The sequence below is a fragment of the Reichenbachiella sp. genome, from assembly GCF_965223055.1.
Lineage (GTDB): Bacteria > Bacteroidota > Bacteroidia > Cytophagales > Cyclobacteriaceae > Reichenbachiella.
Genome location: NZ_CBDCVM010000005.1, coordinates 1 through 18,212, shown reverse-complemented (window position 1 = coordinate 18,212; position 18,212 = coordinate 1). Strand labels below are relative to the sequence as shown.

The 18,212-nt window shown below is 37.6% G+C and carries 15 protein-coding genes and 1 pseudogene; 15 read left to right on the top strand and 1 reads right to left on the bottom strand.

Translation table 11 applies throughout. The features are described 5' to 3' along the window. Entirely contained in the window at positions 1-984 is a 984-nt protein-coding gene (locus ACOQO5_RS03145) for an SDR family NAD(P)-dependent oxidoreductase (protein WP_420580224.1), read from the bottom strand. 202 nt (positions 985-1,186) lie between these two features. Here ACOQO5_RS03145 and ACOQO5_RS03140 point away from each other — a divergent pair, with 202 nt between their 5' ends. From ACOQO5_RS03140 to ACOQO5_RS03070, 15 genes and pseudogenes are all read left to right on the top strand, one after another. Continuing rightward, positions 1,187-1,444 (top strand): hypothetical protein, encoded by a 258-nt coding sequence (locus ACOQO5_RS03140; RefSeq protein ID WP_420580223.1) that lies wholly within the window; start codon positions 1,187-1,189, stop codon positions 1,442-1,444. Between the two features lie 283 nt (positions 1,445-1,727). Then, positions 1,728-2,984, top strand: coding sequence for a M3 family metallopeptidase (locus ACOQO5_RS03135; protein WP_420580222.1), 1,257 nt, complete (start codon positions 1,728-1,730; stop codon positions 2,982-2,984). A gap of 1 nt (position 2,985) precedes the next feature. Beyond that, a complete protein-coding gene (locus ACOQO5_RS03130) occupies positions 2,986-3,240 on the top strand; it encodes a hypothetical protein (RefSeq protein WP_420580221.1) in 255 nt (84 codons plus the stop codon). A gap of 81 nt (positions 3,241-3,321) precedes the next feature. Next, positions 3,322-4,064: pseudogene (locus ACOQO5_RS03125) on the top strand (glycosyltransferase family 2 protein). Positions 4,065-4,394: 330 nt separating this feature from the next. Next, positions 4,395-5,093 carry a TIGR02757 family protein gene (locus tag ACOQO5_RS03120; RefSeq protein ID WP_420580220.1) on the top strand — a complete coding sequence of 233 codons (699 nt, stop codon included), beginning with the start codon at positions 4,395-4,397 and terminating at the stop codon, positions 5,091-5,093. A 421-nt stretch (positions 5,094-5,514) separates the two neighbouring features. Further along, positions 5,515-5,829: a hypothetical protein gene (locus ACOQO5_RS03115; protein ID WP_420580219.1), complete on the top strand. Its 315-nt coding sequence runs from the start codon at positions 5,515-5,517 to the stop codon at positions 5,827-5,829. 29 nt (positions 5,830-5,858) lie between these two features. Next, complete coding sequence (locus ACOQO5_RS03110) at positions 5,859-5,996, top strand: hypothetical protein (protein WP_420580218.1); 138 nt, start codon at positions 5,859-5,861, stop codon at positions 5,994-5,996. 4 nt (positions 5,997-6,000) lie between these two features. Continuing rightward, positions 6,001-6,207, top strand: a complete 207-nt coding sequence (locus ACOQO5_RS03105; protein WP_420580217.1) for a transposase family protein — start codon at positions 6,001-6,003, stop codon at positions 6,205-6,207. After that, entirely contained in the window at positions 6,140-7,078 is a 939-nt protein-coding gene (locus ACOQO5_RS03100; protein ID WP_420580582.1) for an ISL3 family transposase, read from the top strand. The genes ACOQO5_RS03105 and ACOQO5_RS03100 overlap by 68 nt, the downstream gene beginning before the upstream one ends. Positions 7,079-7,349: 271 nt before the next feature. Then, positions 7,350-8,042: a hypothetical protein gene (locus ACOQO5_RS03095; protein WP_420580216.1), complete on the top strand. Its 693-nt coding sequence runs from the start codon at positions 7,350-7,352 to the stop codon at positions 8,040-8,042. 255 nt (positions 8,043-8,297) lie between these two features. Beyond that, positions 8,298-8,834 (top strand): hypothetical protein, encoded by a 537-nt coding sequence (locus tag ACOQO5_RS03090; protein WP_420580215.1) that lies wholly within the window; start codon positions 8,298-8,300, stop codon positions 8,832-8,834. A gap of 11 nt (positions 8,835-8,845) precedes the next feature. Then, complete coding sequence (locus tag ACOQO5_RS03085) at positions 8,846-9,955, top strand: hypothetical protein (RefSeq protein WP_420580214.1); 1,110 nt, start codon at positions 8,846-8,848, stop codon at positions 9,953-9,955. A 235-nt stretch (positions 9,956-10,190) separates the two neighbouring features. Beyond that, complete coding sequence (locus tag ACOQO5_RS03080) at positions 10,191-13,964, top strand: T9SS type A sorting domain-containing protein (protein WP_420580213.1); 3,774 nt, start codon at positions 10,191-10,193, stop codon at positions 13,962-13,964. 81 nt (positions 13,965-14,045) lie between these two features. Then, positions 14,046-16,577 (top strand): T9SS type B sorting domain-containing protein, encoded by a 2,532-nt coding sequence (locus ACOQO5_RS03075; RefSeq protein ID WP_420580212.1) that lies wholly within the window; start codon positions 14,046-14,048, stop codon positions 16,575-16,577. Positions 16,578-16,805: 228 nt separating this feature from the next. Next, positions 16,806-18,212: DEAD/DEAH box helicase (locus ACOQO5_RS03070; protein WP_420580211.1), on the top strand; the 1,407-nt coding region annotated here is incomplete at its 3' end.

The window sequence follows — 18,212 nt, the reverse complement described above, 5'->3', positions numbered from 1 at the left end:
TTATCTCTGCTTATCTACACCTGAACTAATTCTCCAGTCAATCAGCTTTTGCAATCCATCAGTCAAAGAAAATTTATATAGAAAATCCAATTCTTCCTCTGCTTTCTTCCTAGATCCAATTCTGTTTTGAACCAATTGACGTGCATCGTCAGCAGCATAGGGCACATAGGTCACCTTGAGGTCTGATTTTTTTAAGTTTAAGATCGTATCACAAAGTTCTTTGATGGAAGTTTGGACTTCAGTTCCTACATTATAAAACCCTACTTTAGTTGCACTTTCTAACGCTGAAATATTCGCTCTTGCCACATCTTCTACATAAATAAAATCATATGCCTGAGATCCATCTCCATTGATGGTTGGTGCTTCATTGGCCTCAATTTTGTTTAACATAATCGGTACTACTCCACTATACACAGCGTGCTGATCTTGGCCTGGGCCATAAACATTCATATATCTCAACCCAATCACCTCGAGCCCATATCTATCATTAAAAGCAGTACACATCGCCTCTCCAGCTATTTTTGTGCTTCCATAAAAATTTTTGTTGTTGAATGGATGATCTTCCGTCATGGGTACCTGAAGGGCATCCCCATACACAGAAGCAGAAGATGAATAAATGAGTTTTTTCACATTGTGTTTGACACAGGCTTCCAAAATATTGAAGGTGCCTGTTACATTTACATCAAACGCCGTTCTTGGAAAGTCCTTGCAATGTAAAAGCCACATTGCAGCCAGATGAAAGACATAATCTACACCTTCCATGGCTTTATCTAGTACGTCTACTTCTCTCAAATCACCCCCAAATGGAAAGACTTCACATCTTTCATCTTTCAATGATTGCTCTAAATTGTGTTGCTTTCCTCGAGTAAAATTATCATAAACAATTATTCTTTTTACGGGATGTTTAAGAAGTTCTTTAACCACAAAAGAACCTATAAATCCGGCTCCTCCGGTTACCAATACTGTTGCTTTTTCTAATTTCATAATCTTTAGGCTTTACCAGATTTTTTAAAAGGGTGTTCTACTGTTTTACTGCTAGCTAATGGATGGTGTTCGCCACCAAGTCCGACAGGCTCCATGTGTCGAATATCATGAACCATCTCTATTGCCTGTCTTGTCTCATTGATGCCGTAACCATTACCATTTAATATCACTGGCTCCTACCAGAAAACACCAGTTTACTCCAATGGACTCTGTTGCAATATACACAGACGATGATTCCACACCTATGAAAGAAGTCATGGAACTGATGAAGCAAAAAATTGAAGAAGTCCCCCTCCCCGATGTAAATGGAAACGCCGACGCATATTTATCGTATTTTGAGCAAATCCTGCCAGATTATGACAGGGATCGTGTGATGCTTTCCGACATTAAAAAAGTCGTCAAGTGGTTTTTGTTTTTAAAAGAGAAGGATCTCTTAAACTTCTCTGAAGAAGAGGAATAGTGCAAAAGTCAAGTCGATCTTAGCTCCGGTACCATACTTAAAACCCATCTCAATAAAAAACGGAACAATTTATGTGATATATTTATATATGTAAATATTTATTATGTAATTTCGACCTGTTTTTTAACAGAAAGATTAACCAGACCCCCATATGGATGTGATTCAGACCCCCGAGTCCACTCGACAGACTTATCTGCCCTCAAGATTTAAGATATCAACCTGGTCGCGACTTAGGCCATTTTACAATGAACTTTTGAACCGTCCCATCAATTCAGTACAACAATTGAACAGGTGGATCTCCGATTGGTCAGAACTGACAGATACGATCAGTGAAGATTTTTGCTGGCGATATATAGCATGTTCCAAATCTACAGATGATAAGGATGTACGGGCCAGGTATGATTATGCAGTTGAATTTTTGTCCCCCAGGATTTTACCTTATGAGAATAACTTATCTCAAAAGTTGATCGATTGTCCCCTTTCGCAAAAACTAAATCAAAGGGTCTTTGCAAAACACCTCAGAGAAACTAAACGCAAGCTTTCATTACCGGTTTCAGAAGGTGGATTCGTCAGAGAGGCGATCAATCAACAAACCATGATGTACCATGAAGCCATCCATCACCTGCCTCCTCTACATACGACCCAAGATGTTTCAAAAAATAGCAGTGAAACCATCCAAAAGATTATGTCCAATCTCGTTAAACTCAGACATTTTGAAGCGGTATCAGGTGGATTTGACGACTACATTTCTCTGCGATATGCCCAGCTCGACAGAGTAGCATATGATGTAGATGATTGTAAACGATACCATGCTTCCATTAAGAGATACATAGCCCCATTGTGGAAAAAGATCATTTCAAAGAATCCATTGTACGCCACCATCCCACCTGCTTCCGTTGCGGACCGAATATATACTTCCGTTCAGTGGGATAACCCAACAGGAGAAGTTTTAATGTCAATTGTTGGGGACTGCCTGGATAGCATTGACCCTGAGTTTGGCAATGTCTTTAGTCATGTCGTAGATACCGGCAACATCGATATTGAACACCGGCTGCATAAACATAAAGGGGCCTTTGTCATTGACCTTCCTATTAGTGGTACTCCCTATGTGATTATGAATCGATGCCATTCGTTTAAAGATGTGGTCACCCTTATTCATGAGGCAGGACACGCCATTCACAATCGCTACACTAAAGGAGCTCCTGTTCGTTTCCTCAGACATTTTCCAACAGAGGTTTCTGAGTTGGTTGCTTTGACGATGGAGTTGATGTCCAGTCAATTGTGGCATGATATCCCGGGATTAAAAGGGTATGGTATGGCAGCGAAGCAGGCTCATTATTTTCAAATAGTACATAGCATGCTTTGGGTTTCTGCTATTGATGAATTTCAACACTGGGTATATGCCAATCCATTTCATGACATTGATGAACGCAAGGGCGTTTGGTCTCAGATTTATGGGGCTTATTTTGGGTCTGCAAAAAAAGCAGGTAGTAGAGCAGTATCTAGAATATGCATGGCAACGGCAGTACCACATATTTGAAATGCCATTTCAGTTTATTGAGTATGGCATTGCCCAAATTTCCGCTATTATTTTTCATGAAAATGAGAAAAATGATAGCATACATCAGGTCCGGTGTCTGAAGGAAATGATGAGAATGGAAAGTAACTATCCCGTCGAAGCATTTTATGAAACTCTTGGTGTTCCATTTGGCATGGAAAATGGGGCGATCCAACAGTCTGCCCAATTATTGAATAAGCGCATATTATCATTTGAAGCCTCAGTAGATTCTGTTTAACTTGTGCCGCCATTAAGCGACAGAATTGAAAAAAGTGCATTTAATATAAACGAGTGCCTTAAATGATAATGTAACAAACTCATGTACAAACAAAAAAAAGTGGTCGTGGTTTTGCCTGCTTATAATGCTGCAGAAAACACTGGAAAAAACGTACAAAGAGATTCCAAAAGATCTGGTTGATGACATTATATTGTGTGACGATGCCAGTAGTGACAACACTGTTGAACTGGCCCGTTCGATCGGGATACGGCATGTCATCAGACATAAAAGCAATAAGGGATACGGCGGCAATCAAAAGTCATTGTATAACAAGGCGCTGGAGATCGGGGCAGACATTGTCATTATGCTTCATCCGGATTATCAGTACACACCCAAGTTGATCCCTGCTATGGTCAATATCATCGGCGATGATTTGTACCCGGTCGTCCTGGGTTCGCGGATATTGGGGAAGGGTGCCCTGAAGGGAGGTATGCCAATATATAAGTTTTTGGCTAATCGATTTCTGACGTTTACTCAAAATCTGCTGGTCAATTATAAGTTATCTGAGTACCATACCGGATACCGGTCATTTAGCCGGACGGTACTGGAGCGAATCAACTTCAATTCAAATTCAAATGACTTTGTTTTTGACAATGAGATGTTGTCCCAGATCATATATCATGGATTTGAGATCGCTGAAGTAACCTGTCCTACGAAAGTACTTTGAGGAAGCTTCTTCGATCAATTTGAGGAGGAGCATCAAGTATGGCCTGGGTGTTTTGGGTGTCTCGATGACTCATCTGTTACAAAGGATGGGCCTGGTAAATTTGAAGAGATATCAATGATATATGGGTGATTTCCTTATCGGAAAAAATGAATTTCATTCTAAATTTAACTACCAATATTTGTAAGGTAATTTTGGGAGAGGATCATTGATTGTTCTCGATCAAGTGATAAGCCTTTCTACCAAAGTAGATTACTGCAAGGAGGATAGTATAAGTTATGGTCGCTGTCATTGGGCGCTAAAGGGTAATGATTAAATTTGGTTAACAAGGCCAAAAAGTGCCGTCATTACAGCACTTTTGACCTAAGCTGTATGAATTTAAACACCATCGAAATACAACGGTTGCTTGACAGAGCTTTCGAAAAGTACAATAGACGTCATTTTATTGAAAATGATCCGATTTCTGTTCCCAGGCAATTTACAAAAAAAGCAAGACATAGAGATCATGGGCTTTTGGACGGCCATCCTATCATGGGGACGCAGGCAGACGATCATAGACAAGGCAAACCTCCTGGTGTCTATTATGGATGGTGCACCTCACGACTTTATCATAAACCACAGGGAACAGGAGAGAGAGAAATTCTTAGGATTTAAGCACCGGACTTTTAACGAGGTGGACGCTTTGTATTTTTTACATATTTTACAGTGGTATTACCGAAGGTATGACAGTTTAGAGGATGCCTTCACAGGAAAAATGACAAGTGAGGATGACCACATTGGTCCGGGTCTCATTGGATTTAGAGAGTTATTTTTTAGTCCTGACGTTATTCCACAGCGAACGAGGAAGCACGTGTCATCACCTTTGAAGGGTAGCGCGTGCAAGAGGTTGAATATGTTTCTACGGTGGATGGTACGAACAGATGACAGGGGAGTGGACTTTGGATTGTGGAAGCAAATTCGCAGCGATCAATTGCTCATCCCGCTGGATGTTCATGTAGGCAGGGTGGCCAGGCAGTTGGGCCTTCTGAAGAGGAAGCAAAACGACTGGAAGGCAGTATTGGAATTGACTACCCAACTAAAACAATTTGACTCTTCTGACCCCATCAGGTATGACTTTGCATTGTTTGGGATGGGACTTGATGATGAATGATGTCAGATGTCGGTATATGGGAGAGTATTTCTTCAAGATATAGGGATTAGTCCTCACTTCGTTCTGCCCGGTTTTCACTTTCTACCAGAAATTATTTTCTTGATCTAACGTAATTCGACCTACTGGGGTCGTAGTAACATCATACAAATGCAGCCTAACATAGTTCAACCCCGCTGGGGTCAAAAGCGAATCTTGTTTTTAATGTTTGTATGATATCATCCAAAGAATAATAAGGAAGAACGAAAGGAAAGTCTTATATTACGTTGATGCATAATATGTAAATACAGCAATAAAAGGTGATAATTGGAAATACCTATAAACAATTTACTATACATTTCCTTTTTCCACCATTTTATTGATTAGTACATCATCAATATTTGATAAATGAAAAAAATCCTGGCAGGTTTTGATCTTTTTTGGCATGACTATACTTTCGTGTGATCAAAGTCAAACAAGTTCTTCGGTGGTAAATGATAAGTCCGATGATTCTACAGATAAAATTAATACAATTATAACTGAAACTCCCACAGTAAAAGAATATGTGTTAAGTGAATTGGCTAAGCCTGTCATTTTGAAATCAAGATTTGATTCAATATGTGTAATCCAACGAATGAATCCGGACTTTGCTTATTACTTAGATGATCACAATATGTATAGATGGAGTTGGGGGCAACGATATTTGCTTGAATATGATCCGATATCTAAAAAAAGGTTCATCGCAATAATGGATGTCTAAGATAGAAAAGTCTTAATTTTGGGTAAAAAATGGAAGTAACATTTTTACAACGGGCATTTGGATTAAGAGATGTAGACTACTTGAAAACAGACTATCCTGTTGGATTGATCCAAATACATGTAAGGGACAAAGTCGTCAAAGCTGAAATGTTCAAATTGTGCTATTAAGAACGTGAGTAAGAAAGGGACAAAGACTAGAACCTTTAGGACTGTTCCGATAGGATTGCGGGTAGTGAATATAGTAGCGGAGGTACAACGTCTATTTTGCAAGGAATGCGGGGTGACGCGGCAGGAAAATTTGAGTTGGGTGGATAAAAAAAACTTATACAAGAAGACTAGCCAGATCTGTGTTGGCACTGTTGAGTTACGGAACGATTAAAGATGTGGCAGCACATACAGGCTTGGCTTGGCATACTGTAAAAGAAATAGAGAAGTCTCACCTACGAAAACACTATGCTAAACCAAGATTAAAGGATGTCAAATATATTGCCATAGATGAGTTTGCTGTTCACAAAGTACATAAATATATGACGGTTGTCATGGACCTGGAAACCAGACAGGTTCTGTATGTAGGTAAAGGCAAGAAAGCCAGTTCGCTGGATGGCTTCTGGAAATTGCTAAAACGTTCAGGATCAAAGATTAAAGCAGTGGCTATAGATATGTCACCAGCTTTTATAAAAGCTGTTACGGATCATTTGCCAAAGTCAAAGTTGGTATTCGATTGGTTTCACATAGTGAAGCTGATAAATGATAAGCTCAGTGACCTAAGAAGGGATATGTTCCGACAGGAGCAAAACGTAGGTGTTCGTCAAGTTCTCAAAGGAACCAGATGGCTACTACTTAAGAGAGGATATAACCTAGACACAGAAAAGGGAGAAGACTTACGATTGACCGAGGCACTTAAAATGAACGAACCCTTAGCCATGATGTACTATATGAAAGAAGAGCTGACACTTATGTGGGATCACCAGACCAAAAGGGAGGCATTAATATTTCTAAGGAACTGGTGCAAAAGAGCAACAAACTCAGGAGTTAAGCAACTTCAGCAAGTAGCAAAAACACTATTGGCTTTTCGTACCGGTATTCTCAACTGGTACAATGCAAGAATATCAACCGGGCCACTTGAAGGTCTTAATAATAAAATCAAAGTACTAAAGAGAAAGGCTTATGGATATCGTGATCTCGAATACTTCGCCCTTAAAATAAAATCTATTCATGAATATAGGATCAGACACTCATTAATACGATGACCCATTTTTTTATTCGTTTTAACTGCCGAAACTTGAGTTATTTTCTTGATCTAACGTAATTCGACCTACTGGGGTCGTAGTAACATCATACAAATGCAGCCTAACATAGTTCAACCCCGCTGGGGTCAAAAGCGAATCTTGTTTTAATGTTTGTATGATATCATCCAAAGAATAATAAGGAAGAACGAATGGAAAGTCTTATATTACAGTCATAATATGAATAAATGCATTGAAAACTCATGATTAAATTTTTTGATTAAATATTAACAAAATGAAGGTTGCTTTTCTTAAGTTATTTTTATTGGTTGTATGTTGCTATTGTAATGTTTTATTTTGTCAAGATCCAGTGACAAACTCAGTCGGTCTGGATTGTACATCTACATTTAGAGTTGTAAATTTTCAACTAACAATTAGTCCCTTTGGTAAAGGAGTCGCACGTGTCTTTCCATTTAAAGTAGTTATAGGTCGTCATATATACTACCGAGCAAAACCTAAAACAGGCTCGTCTTATAATTTAGAGATAGGTAATCTAAATCAAAATACTTTCACCTCATATTTTAATGCATTTATTCCTTTAGTACCAACTAATTTTACTCATAAAGGAACAGCTATTATTCCAGATATTGACCACCCTACTCATAATAGTGATCTTGGACCTACACACGGCATAGTAAAAGTGGAAAAACAAAATCCAAATGCTTTAGCGTATTCGACTGATCCCAGCCCTCAAAAAACTGTTGAAGTTTTTTTTGAAAAGGATAAAAAACATTTCTATGATGCAAACGGTAATTTAGTTCCTAATTGGTTTTACTATTGGATACAAAGTCCAATATTTACAAATTTACTACGCATTCCTGGAATTAATCTTTATAATATAAATAATTGCTCTTTCGACACAAGCCCAACTGATTTAGTGTTAAGTATTGAATATGATGGGTTTTTACAAATCCAAAAATACTTGTAACCCAATTACTAATTAACGTGAATAATGTTTAAGCTGCAATCAAGAGGTTTTTATTTTGGTCGACTTCATATGCTAATTTGATACTAGGTTTTTTATCAAAAGATTGATAAGCTATTAGAGCTGATATTGCATTATTCAAAAATCCTTGAAGTGATCTATGTCTAGTATGTGTAACTTATCCTTTCATCCCTGGTGCGAAACACTACTTATGGCTCAAATAAGTTTGCAATCCGAGGGGGGACGGTGACAACACAGTTGAATCAATTCGTTTGTAATGCAAATTTTCAGCTTGTTGTAACTGGATATGATCCAGCCTACAATAAAATTATTCTTGGAGAAGGATGTGGTTTTTACAAATCCAAAAATACTTGTAACCCAATTACTAATTATGAGGGAATTCATACTTTATTTTCAACTATAGTACATGAGGTTGAACATGCTAAAATTGAATGTGATGTATGGCAGTACACACATTCTTCTCATCCAAACATACATGCTGGATTTAGTTCACTTTGGGATATTGATGGAGATGGATATAAAGATATTTGGGAGTTGAATAGTGTGCCAGGAATGTTGTATGGTTTTACTGTCAACCCTGGAAATCCAACAAACGTTGATGCTTATTCTAGTAATTATGGTGTATGCTTTTGTGCAGGAAGTTGTTCGGCTGGAACAATGTTTGAGGAAATACGATGCAGAAATGTTGAAGCAGCATTGAATTATTCACTAATTGATAATGATGATTGGTCTTTTGATCCTACAAATAAGATTCAAGGAAAGCAATGGAAATAAATTGAAATTTTATGTTTAAAAATAATTGTCTAGTACTTCTTATTACATTTTTTTCTTCTAGTCTTTTTGGTCAAAAAACATCTAATATTGATTTGATAGTCGAACTTCGAAACTCATTATTTCCTATTAAGTATATTGACGTATCGATTAAAGATTATATTCGACCGTTTGATTTCAATCTAAAATTAGATACGGCCGTAACTGTTAGAAATAAACAGCCAGATTTCTTAGAAGTCAGTCAGATACTCGAGCAAATAATGCACTTAAAAGACCCAACAATGTGTGGTGATTTAATAAAATTATATAAAAAACAATTGAACTATTTTTTGGCAGAATGGGCATATATATATCAAAATAATTTAAAAATCCCTGAGTTCGTATTGGATCAATACTCAATCTTAGTTGGATTTGAGATGACACTTAAATCACTTAATCTAATAAAAGGTAATAAATCTCACCAAGAAATATTTAATATTTACTATAATGATTTCATATTGGGTGAAAAGATTTTTCGTGACGTTGATGAAAGGTGTAGGTTAATTATGTGTTACAAAGTAATTTTACCTGAATTTAGAAATCTAAATAAATGTAAAATATTTTCTGGAAAATTGAAGTTTCATTATATTGATCCATTTGTTAATGATTTGAAAGACTACTTTATTAAGTTAATGAACAATTGTAAAATTAGCAAATGCTATTGGAATGAATACAACTTGAAATGTAAGTTTTTCTTTATTAATGAATCATATTATCAAAAAATTGAAAGTGAACAAATCTCTTCATACTTTATCAAAAATTTTGAAAATCTAAAGCATTGCAAGAGGCATACTATGGCTTATAGGTATGCTAGTTTACACCATGATGAAAAACTTTCAAAATTCTTAGCTAAAAAATTGTTTGAAGAAAGTTTATCAGAGTACCCATTCGTGAAAATATTTATAGGAAACAATAATGATTATAACCTTGAACTATTGCTAGAAGAAATTCAAAGCATTTTACCTTCTGATGATAAGGCTATAGTAAAATTATTAAAAAAGGTACCCAAAGAAAGAGCTAGAATTATACTTGACAAAAAGAAGGAAGATAATGACCTTTTATGGGAGAGCTTGGATAACAAATAATAATTCTGCTTTTACTATATGTTTTATTGTTTTATTTTAATATGAAACGGAAAATTTTATTTGTAGATATCTGCTTTATTAAGTTATAGGATTTATATTTTTTAACTACTGAGGATTTATTTATAAGAAAAGTAAAAATATTATGAGTAATTAAGTTGCAAATTAAATTAAGCGATACAGTTACATCATGAAGAAATGCATAATTATTATAGGTTTTATGTTGTATATCTTGTTTATGAAGAACATTTTATTATGCCAAACTTATGTGATTATTGAAACAACTCCTACCTGCCTTTCAACTCCGTCAGGCTCAATAATATTTCATTTTATTGAAGCAAATTTTGACGATGATTGGGAGTATCCTTTTGAAGTAGATTGGACTCACCAAAATAATGGGTCCATAGGTCATGGTGAAGCTACTATTTCTGATTTTATCCTTTCTGATTTAGAGTCAGGTCTCTATACGGTAATTATATCTGTGTCCGAGGAATGTGACATTACCATTGAAGATATAGAGGTAGGTATTAATGATGTATGGGTTGACAATGGATGTCTATATCCTGGTTCAGATGATTGTGATGGTTATATAAATGCCTACTTGCCAAGTATTTTATCACCTTATAAAATTAAAATTGTTGATGATCAACAAAATGAATCTAGTTATGATGACGTTACAGAACCTATTTGGACTTTGGACAATCTATGTGGTGGAATTTATACAATATCTGTAACAGATAAGTACGGATGTGAAGATGTATTTGTTCAAGAAATTCTGGAAGACGAATCTCCATATGTAGAGCGAGTCAAAGTGATCAACACAGTCACCGGTCAGGTATTTTATGAAGCTTATCGCGAACCAATCTCAAGAGGCATTATGGTTTGTTATTTTATTCAAAGCCTGGATCAGTTGGGAATAGCAGAGTTGTTGGGTGGTAGTTTTGTTGCAGAAGTAACATTAAATAAGGAAGTTCCCGACATAACTCTTAAAGTAAATGGAGCTCAAATAGATTATAGTGGAACACCAGGTCTAACTAAAATATTTGATTTAAGTTCTTCGATTATTCAATCAGGAATTCAGGGAGAAAATTACTATTTGCAATTTGTATTTACAGGAGAAGATTTAAATGGTAATAGTATCATTGGCCCTACTGGTGTTCAAAATGAAGATTGCTTTGAAGTGCCATATGTAGACCATAACTGTAACTGGACTATTGATCAGAATCAATCTTTTTCTGATGATCAGTACATTATTGCATATCCTTTCAACCTTTGTATGACCGGGTTTGATATAAACTTTGCCATTGACATAGAAGGTGCTTGCAATGGGGATACAAGAGGTAATATTTTTCTTGAAGAAATATCAGGTGGAAGTTCTGTAATATTTGATATATTTTGGATACTCCCTGACGGATCTACTTTAGGCCCAATGGCTCCAACTTCACTTGAAGAAATTAGTTCCGGAACATATAGTTTGTATATTATTAACACAGTAAACCTTTGTGAAGAGCATGTTACATTTTTTGTGCCTGATGATGATTGTTGCAGAAACAAAATTGTCGATGATATTCATATCAAACATGTGCATTGTGAAGGATTTTCGAATGGAGGAATTGAACTCGAATTAAGTAGTGACTACGCACCACCTCTTCAATTTTTATGGAGTAATGGAGCAGTCACAGAAAATATTGAAAATTTAACACACGGATCCTACTCTGTAACTTTGACAGATGCTAATGATTGTATTGAAGAATGGGACGGTATTGAAGTGATTCAATATAATGATCCTCCATTTGTAAGCGCTATTTCAATTGAAGGTAGTACGTGCATTCAAAGTGGATATATAGATATTACAGTTGACGGGGGCATTGCGCCTTATTCATTCCTTTGGTCTGATGGCACTTCTGATGAAGATATTTCTGGTATTGATGAAGGTGTTTATTGTGTGACAGTCACAGATAGTGAAGGGTGCATGGGCATAAATTGTTCTAATGTACCGTATTCAAATAATATATATGATATTGAATTAATTAACTTGGAACACGCCTCCGACAATGGGGCTAACGGATCAATTGATATTGAAATCATTGGCGACACACCTCCTTACTCTTATACATGGTCAAACGGTGCTACAACTCAGGACATCATACATCTGTCAGAAGGTTTTTATACAGTTACAGTTACTGATGCCCTTGGTTGTGTTGATGTCAGGTCGTATGAAATCAAAGACTGTATTTCTATAAGTATTGATATTGATTGGACTGTTTCACGAGGTTGTTCTGGAGAAGCGACGAACGATGGAATTCTGTCGGCAGTTATTGCTGCAAGTGAACCATATTTTGTAACTTGGTATATTCCGGATTTATCAGATGATTTTCTCGAAGAAATTTCAAATGATGAAATTATTTACAATCTTGGTTCAAATTTGTATACGGTTGTTGTTGAAGATGGCTGTGGTAATACTAAAACCCATTCTGTTGAATTAAAATGTTTTGATGACTGCTGTAATGATGTTTATAATAGTGATGGTAATTTTCTGTGGACAAATTGTTTTGATTCACGAGAGCTATGGGCCCTCTTCGATTTAGAGGATGAGTGTAGTGATAATCCTGTAATTAGGTTGAGAGGAAACACTGATGGTGATCAAGGTATTCTTTTTTATCCTTCGGGTACAATGTTCATTTATTGGGAAGGCATTGTTGGAGGGATTATGTCAGAAGTAGCGTATCATGGTGGTAATCTCACTCTAGTATCAGGTCCTGATCATTTTTCACCTTCACCTGGAGCTTACAGTATTTTGGTAAAAACAGGTGATGGTTGTAGCGCCAGAGGGTATGAAACATTTGGAGATCTCAATTGGGTATGTAGTTATTCTTATTTTGACAATCTACAATCAATATCGGAAGAATTTGAAACAAACTTAGGCTTCGGATTCCTGGATGTATTGGTGGGTTGTTTAACGTGTCAGGTATGTGGAGGTGGATTAATTCAAGGACCCGTCGATTTTGAATATTTACCCGAATGTCCAACTATCAATGTTGAAGGGTGGTATTTGAATCCTGATGATAATCATAGTCATGAGTTATTTAATTATATGCCATTCGACTCTGACTATCCCTGTGATGGTGGTATCCTAAGTTGTGCATGCAACGGTACAGAAATAGTAATTCCCGAAGGTAGTAATGGGACAATATTGGTAGGTGAACTGATAAGTGATGCAGGTTATCCGGTTTGCCTGTATAGTGGTGGCTGTTTATTTGATGGTGGCACTGCATTTGAAATATGGGATCCAATTTTTGTCGAAGCTACAATTACATTGGAGTGCTCTGGTGACCCTCCTACTCCTAATGGAGAAAATGATGGATGCGAAGGTATTATCCACTATACTTTGATGGGAGAATGTGGTGTTATAAAAGAATGTCACCTTCCCAATGGCGATATTGTTGAAATGGAATTAGATTTACCTAATGGCTATAGATATTGTTACGACACAAGAGGATTGAATGAAAATGGGAATCCATTAATATACGATTTATACGAATATTGCGCTTTTGATGATGAATGTAAAGAGTATAAAGCTGGAAATTTAGAATTGTATCAATCTTATTTCTTTAATGAATGGGAAGAATTAGATGGATCTGATATCTGGGATCGTTGTTGTGAATTAGATCAAGTTCGACCACAAATTTTAAAAAATATTGAAGAGCAACAAGAACCGGGTAAAGCTAATTATTCCAATCAAGAATTATTAACTGAAGCCATTTTTATAGAAAAACCTATTCCATTTTCTAACTTTATTCACATTACCTTTGAAAATGTAAAAGGGAAAATAATTGAGGTAGAGATTTTTTCACTTGATGGCAGGCGGGTACTGAAAGAGGAGTTTCAGATCGAAAAGAAGTTGGGTCAGGTTAAATTGGAAGTACCTGGTTCAATCAAACAAGGTCTTTATCTTATTAAATATACAACCGCCAACAATCTTGTAACCCATAAAATTGTAAAAGGGGAATAGTATAGTATTATTACTTGGAAATTATCTTGCATCTTAATAGAAAAATGGGCAATTTATTTCTAGCAATATATCATAATACAAATGGGTGTTTCAATAAAGAAACTTTGTACTTTATTAGCAATAATCGTCAGTACTATTTGGATTTCTCATTCTCAAGAGATATGGTATAATAATATTATTACTGAGAATTTGGTATTATACGGTATTCCGGTGACAAATATTTATACTGATATTTCTGGAGTAGAGGCTGATAATTGCAATTTTACAGGAATATGGGGAGGATATGACGGAAAAATCTTTTATAACTTCAGTTCTGGTCCAAACCAATCGCTATTTCTTTTTGGTTCACTTCACCATATTGATACTTCATACACATTTTACCAGAAAGCTCAGTTGACCAATTATTATTTTAAAATTCACGAAATTGAGGGCTTGGATTCAATCTCAGACTTTTCCTTTTTAAATGATACAACAGTCATTTTTCTTGGTGAAAAGGTTTGGCGTTTTAACTATAGAAAAGAGTTATATTTAGGTAATGCAAGTTCGCCCCCAACTACCGAAGGTATGGAATTCATGACCCTCCTTGGAGACCTTCCACCTTCCTTAAAATACCCCACGGCTTCCTTTCGGTATAGAGAGAGAATCTACTTCATTACCGATCGCAATGAGTTGGTCTTACTCAACATGGATGATCCTTCTGACAGTAAGGTTATACATGTACTGGAGCCACCGGACAGTATGACGATACAGGGAGCGACACAGGTAGAAACTTCCTGTAGTGATGTTGAGATCTTTATTAATACTTCTACCGATCTGCATGCAGATATTACCCACACCTACCTTTCAAATATCTATACCCTGGATGTAAGGTCCGGCGAACTCACCCTGCGTTGCTCACGTGATGAAAATATTGCAGCTCTTGCTACAAGAACATACTATGAGTTTATCAGCGATTGTAGCCTTTCATTAGATTTGGATGATACACGGCCCTATCCGTTTACTTTTGGCACAGACACTACTTGTAGTGACCGGCTTTATCTTTCCAATGACATTGCTCTTGATTCTGATTATGGGTATATCGATTCTGTGGTGGTAGAACTGTACGGAGGAATTTGGGACCTTCAATATGAAGCATTTGAAATCTCGTATGACGGGCCAATTCATGTTGACTTTCAATCGCAATGGCGGGTTGTTTTGAAAGCCCCTACACAACGATATGTACAGGAGTATATTGAAGCACTTGAATCCATCTATTTAAGAAACTATGCTCCCAGTATAACAGAAGGGACACGTCACATATCCGTTCAAACATTCGCAGATGATATTTACTCAGAGGAGAGATTCTTTTATGCCACCTTTTTGACCACAAACCTGTCATACGTTCTAAATGTTGACAGCATCCAATGTCATGGAGACGAAGATGGCTCTATTCAACTTGAATTTAATGAAGACCCGGAAGAGTTTTATTGGGACGATGGTGCTATGACCACACTTGTTCAAAATCTCACAAGCGGGACTTATACATTTACTGCTACTGATGACAGAGGATGTGAAATACGTGATACGATCATCTTGACAGATCCACCTTTGTTGCAATTGTCAAGTCAAGTCATTGACGCAAATGAAGCTTGTCAATATGGCACCAGTATATTAATTTCTCCACTTGGTGGGACACCGGATTACGACTACGAATGGGAAAACGGACTGACGATGGATTCTCTTTCGAACCTGGGTCCCGGGACTTACATTGTAACTATCACTGACAGGAATGAGTGTGAGACGATGGACACCATCGTTATAGAGCCTTTGTTTTTACAGGGCGATACGGAGACCGAATTGTGTCTTGGAGATTCAACCATGTATGATGGAGTTTTAGTGGTTCAAGACACGATTATTGAGCAGCTTCATCATTTGGCAAGCGGATGTGATTCTTTGCATAGTCATAAGATACGGTTTACATACGCTTCAGAAGACATAACCAAAACGATATGTGAGGGAGAGTATTTTGAGTTTAATGATATCCAACAAACGGAAGCAGGTCTGTATGAAGATACCTTGGTTGACAACAATGGTTGTCCCATTTTTGTGACGCTACAATTGGACATTATAGAGGGAAATCATGAATTTGATGTTATAGCGAATGATACAGTTTACGGTATCAATGAGGTGGTCTTGCTGGCATCTGATTTGGACCAAATCATCTGGTCGACAGGCGAAACCGGATCAAGTATAACAGTCAACCAGACGGAGTGGTACAATTTGTTGGGGGTAAATGAAGAGGGCTGTACTATCGAAGATTCTGTTTTTGTTATTGTGTACGAAGATTATCCAATATTTATTCCCAATGTATTTTCTCCTAATGGTGATGGCATTAATGACTTGTTTGTAGTTTGGAGTGATCGAAAATTTGAGATCATATCATTAGAAATATTTGACCGGAGAGGATGTACGATGTACTCGCTTAAGAATGGTCTTACTAACAGGTCGGACTTGGGATGGGACGGGACCTTTCATGGGCGGCTTTGTCCATCTGATGTATATGCCTATCGTTTAGTGGTCCAATATGAGGATGAGACCATCACACGAACGGGTGATCTGACATTGGTTCGGTAGGGCTAACGTAATACAATCCCACTGACATAATGCGTCCCTCTGGGGCCCAAAAATGTAAAATGGGTTTCGACAGGCTCCCCCGAGGTTTCGGGGCAAGCTCTTCGACAAGCTCCCTTCGACAGGCTCAGGGAGCGAGGGAAGTGAGCTCGGGAACCTTCCCTAAAATGTAGATGTGTATGGGTTCTTTTTACCTATTACCTCTTATTTTTTCTTATGTTGTCGGCTGATATGGATCGCAAAGAGATATTGAAACCGGCTGCAGAATTTTTTGAAGCGAGGGGATGGAAACCACATCCCTTTCAGGTGAAAACATGGGAAGCCTGTCTCAACAATAAGGAAGGTATTGTAAATGCTCCTACCGGCAGTGGGAAGACTTACGCGTTGTTTTGGGGTATTGTTCTGGATGCATTGTGCAACCAAAAATCAGAAGAAAATGTCAGAGGCATTAGAGCCATTTGGATCACACCCATCCGAGCCCTTACAAAAGAAATCCGTGGGTCGTGCGAAAAGGTTCTTGAACATCCGGGTCTGGCCTGGACCATTGGCATTCGTTCCGGAGATACAGCCCCTGCAGAAAGAAGGGCACAAATGAATGCTCCTCCAGATGTATTGATCACAACTCCTGAAAGCCTTCACATCCTTATTGGCAGAAGGTCATATGAAACATTCTTCAAACATCTTCGCTTTGTAATAGTTGATGAGTGGCATGAGCTCATCGGATCCAAAAGAGGCGTTCAGGTAGAACTGGCTCTGTCCCGGTTCAGAGGCTTTTTACCAGCTATGCGAACCTGGGGTATTTCTGCAACTATTGGCAACCTCGAAGAAGCCCTGGATGTTTTGCTGGGAATTGATTCTCAAAGAAAAAATGGCCTCATTATCAAATCAAGCATAAAAAAGAAGATTGAAGTACGGTCTGTGACTCCCGATGAACTCGAAGTACTGCCGTGGGCAGGGCACCTTGGGATACGGTTGCTTGATAAGGTGATTCCTATCATTAAGAATAGTACGTCAACACTCATATTTACGAACACACGATCACAATGTGAAATATGGTATCAACGCATACTCGAAGTCGCTCCCGGTCTGGCCGGTATCCTGGCCATGCACCACGGTTCCATTGGAAGAAAGATCAGAGACTGGGTGGAAGACGCACTTCATGAAGGAAAATTGAAAGCCGTGGTATGTACTTCAAGCCTGGACCTGGGGGTTGACTTTCGACCGGTGGAAACCATCATCCAAATTGGTAGTCCTAAAGGGGCCGCCCGCTTTATGCAAAGAGCCGGTAGAAGTGGACATCGGCCAGGTGCTGTAAGTAAGATTTACTTTGTTCCCACACATGCGTTGGAATTGGTAGAGTGTGCAGCTTTGAGGACGGCAATTGAACAAAATGTCGTAGAAAGCCGCATCCCATACATCCGATCATTTGATGTCTTAATCCAGTACTTATTAACCCTGTCAATCGGTGATGGATTTTTTCCTGAAAAGGTATATAAAGAAATCAAACAAACATATTCTTATCAATCCATTACTGGAGATGAATGGAGTCAGATCTTGAACTTCCTAATCAGTGGAGGCAAGCTAAGTGCCTATGACGAATATAAGCGGGTGGGAACTACATCGGATGGTACCGTCCTT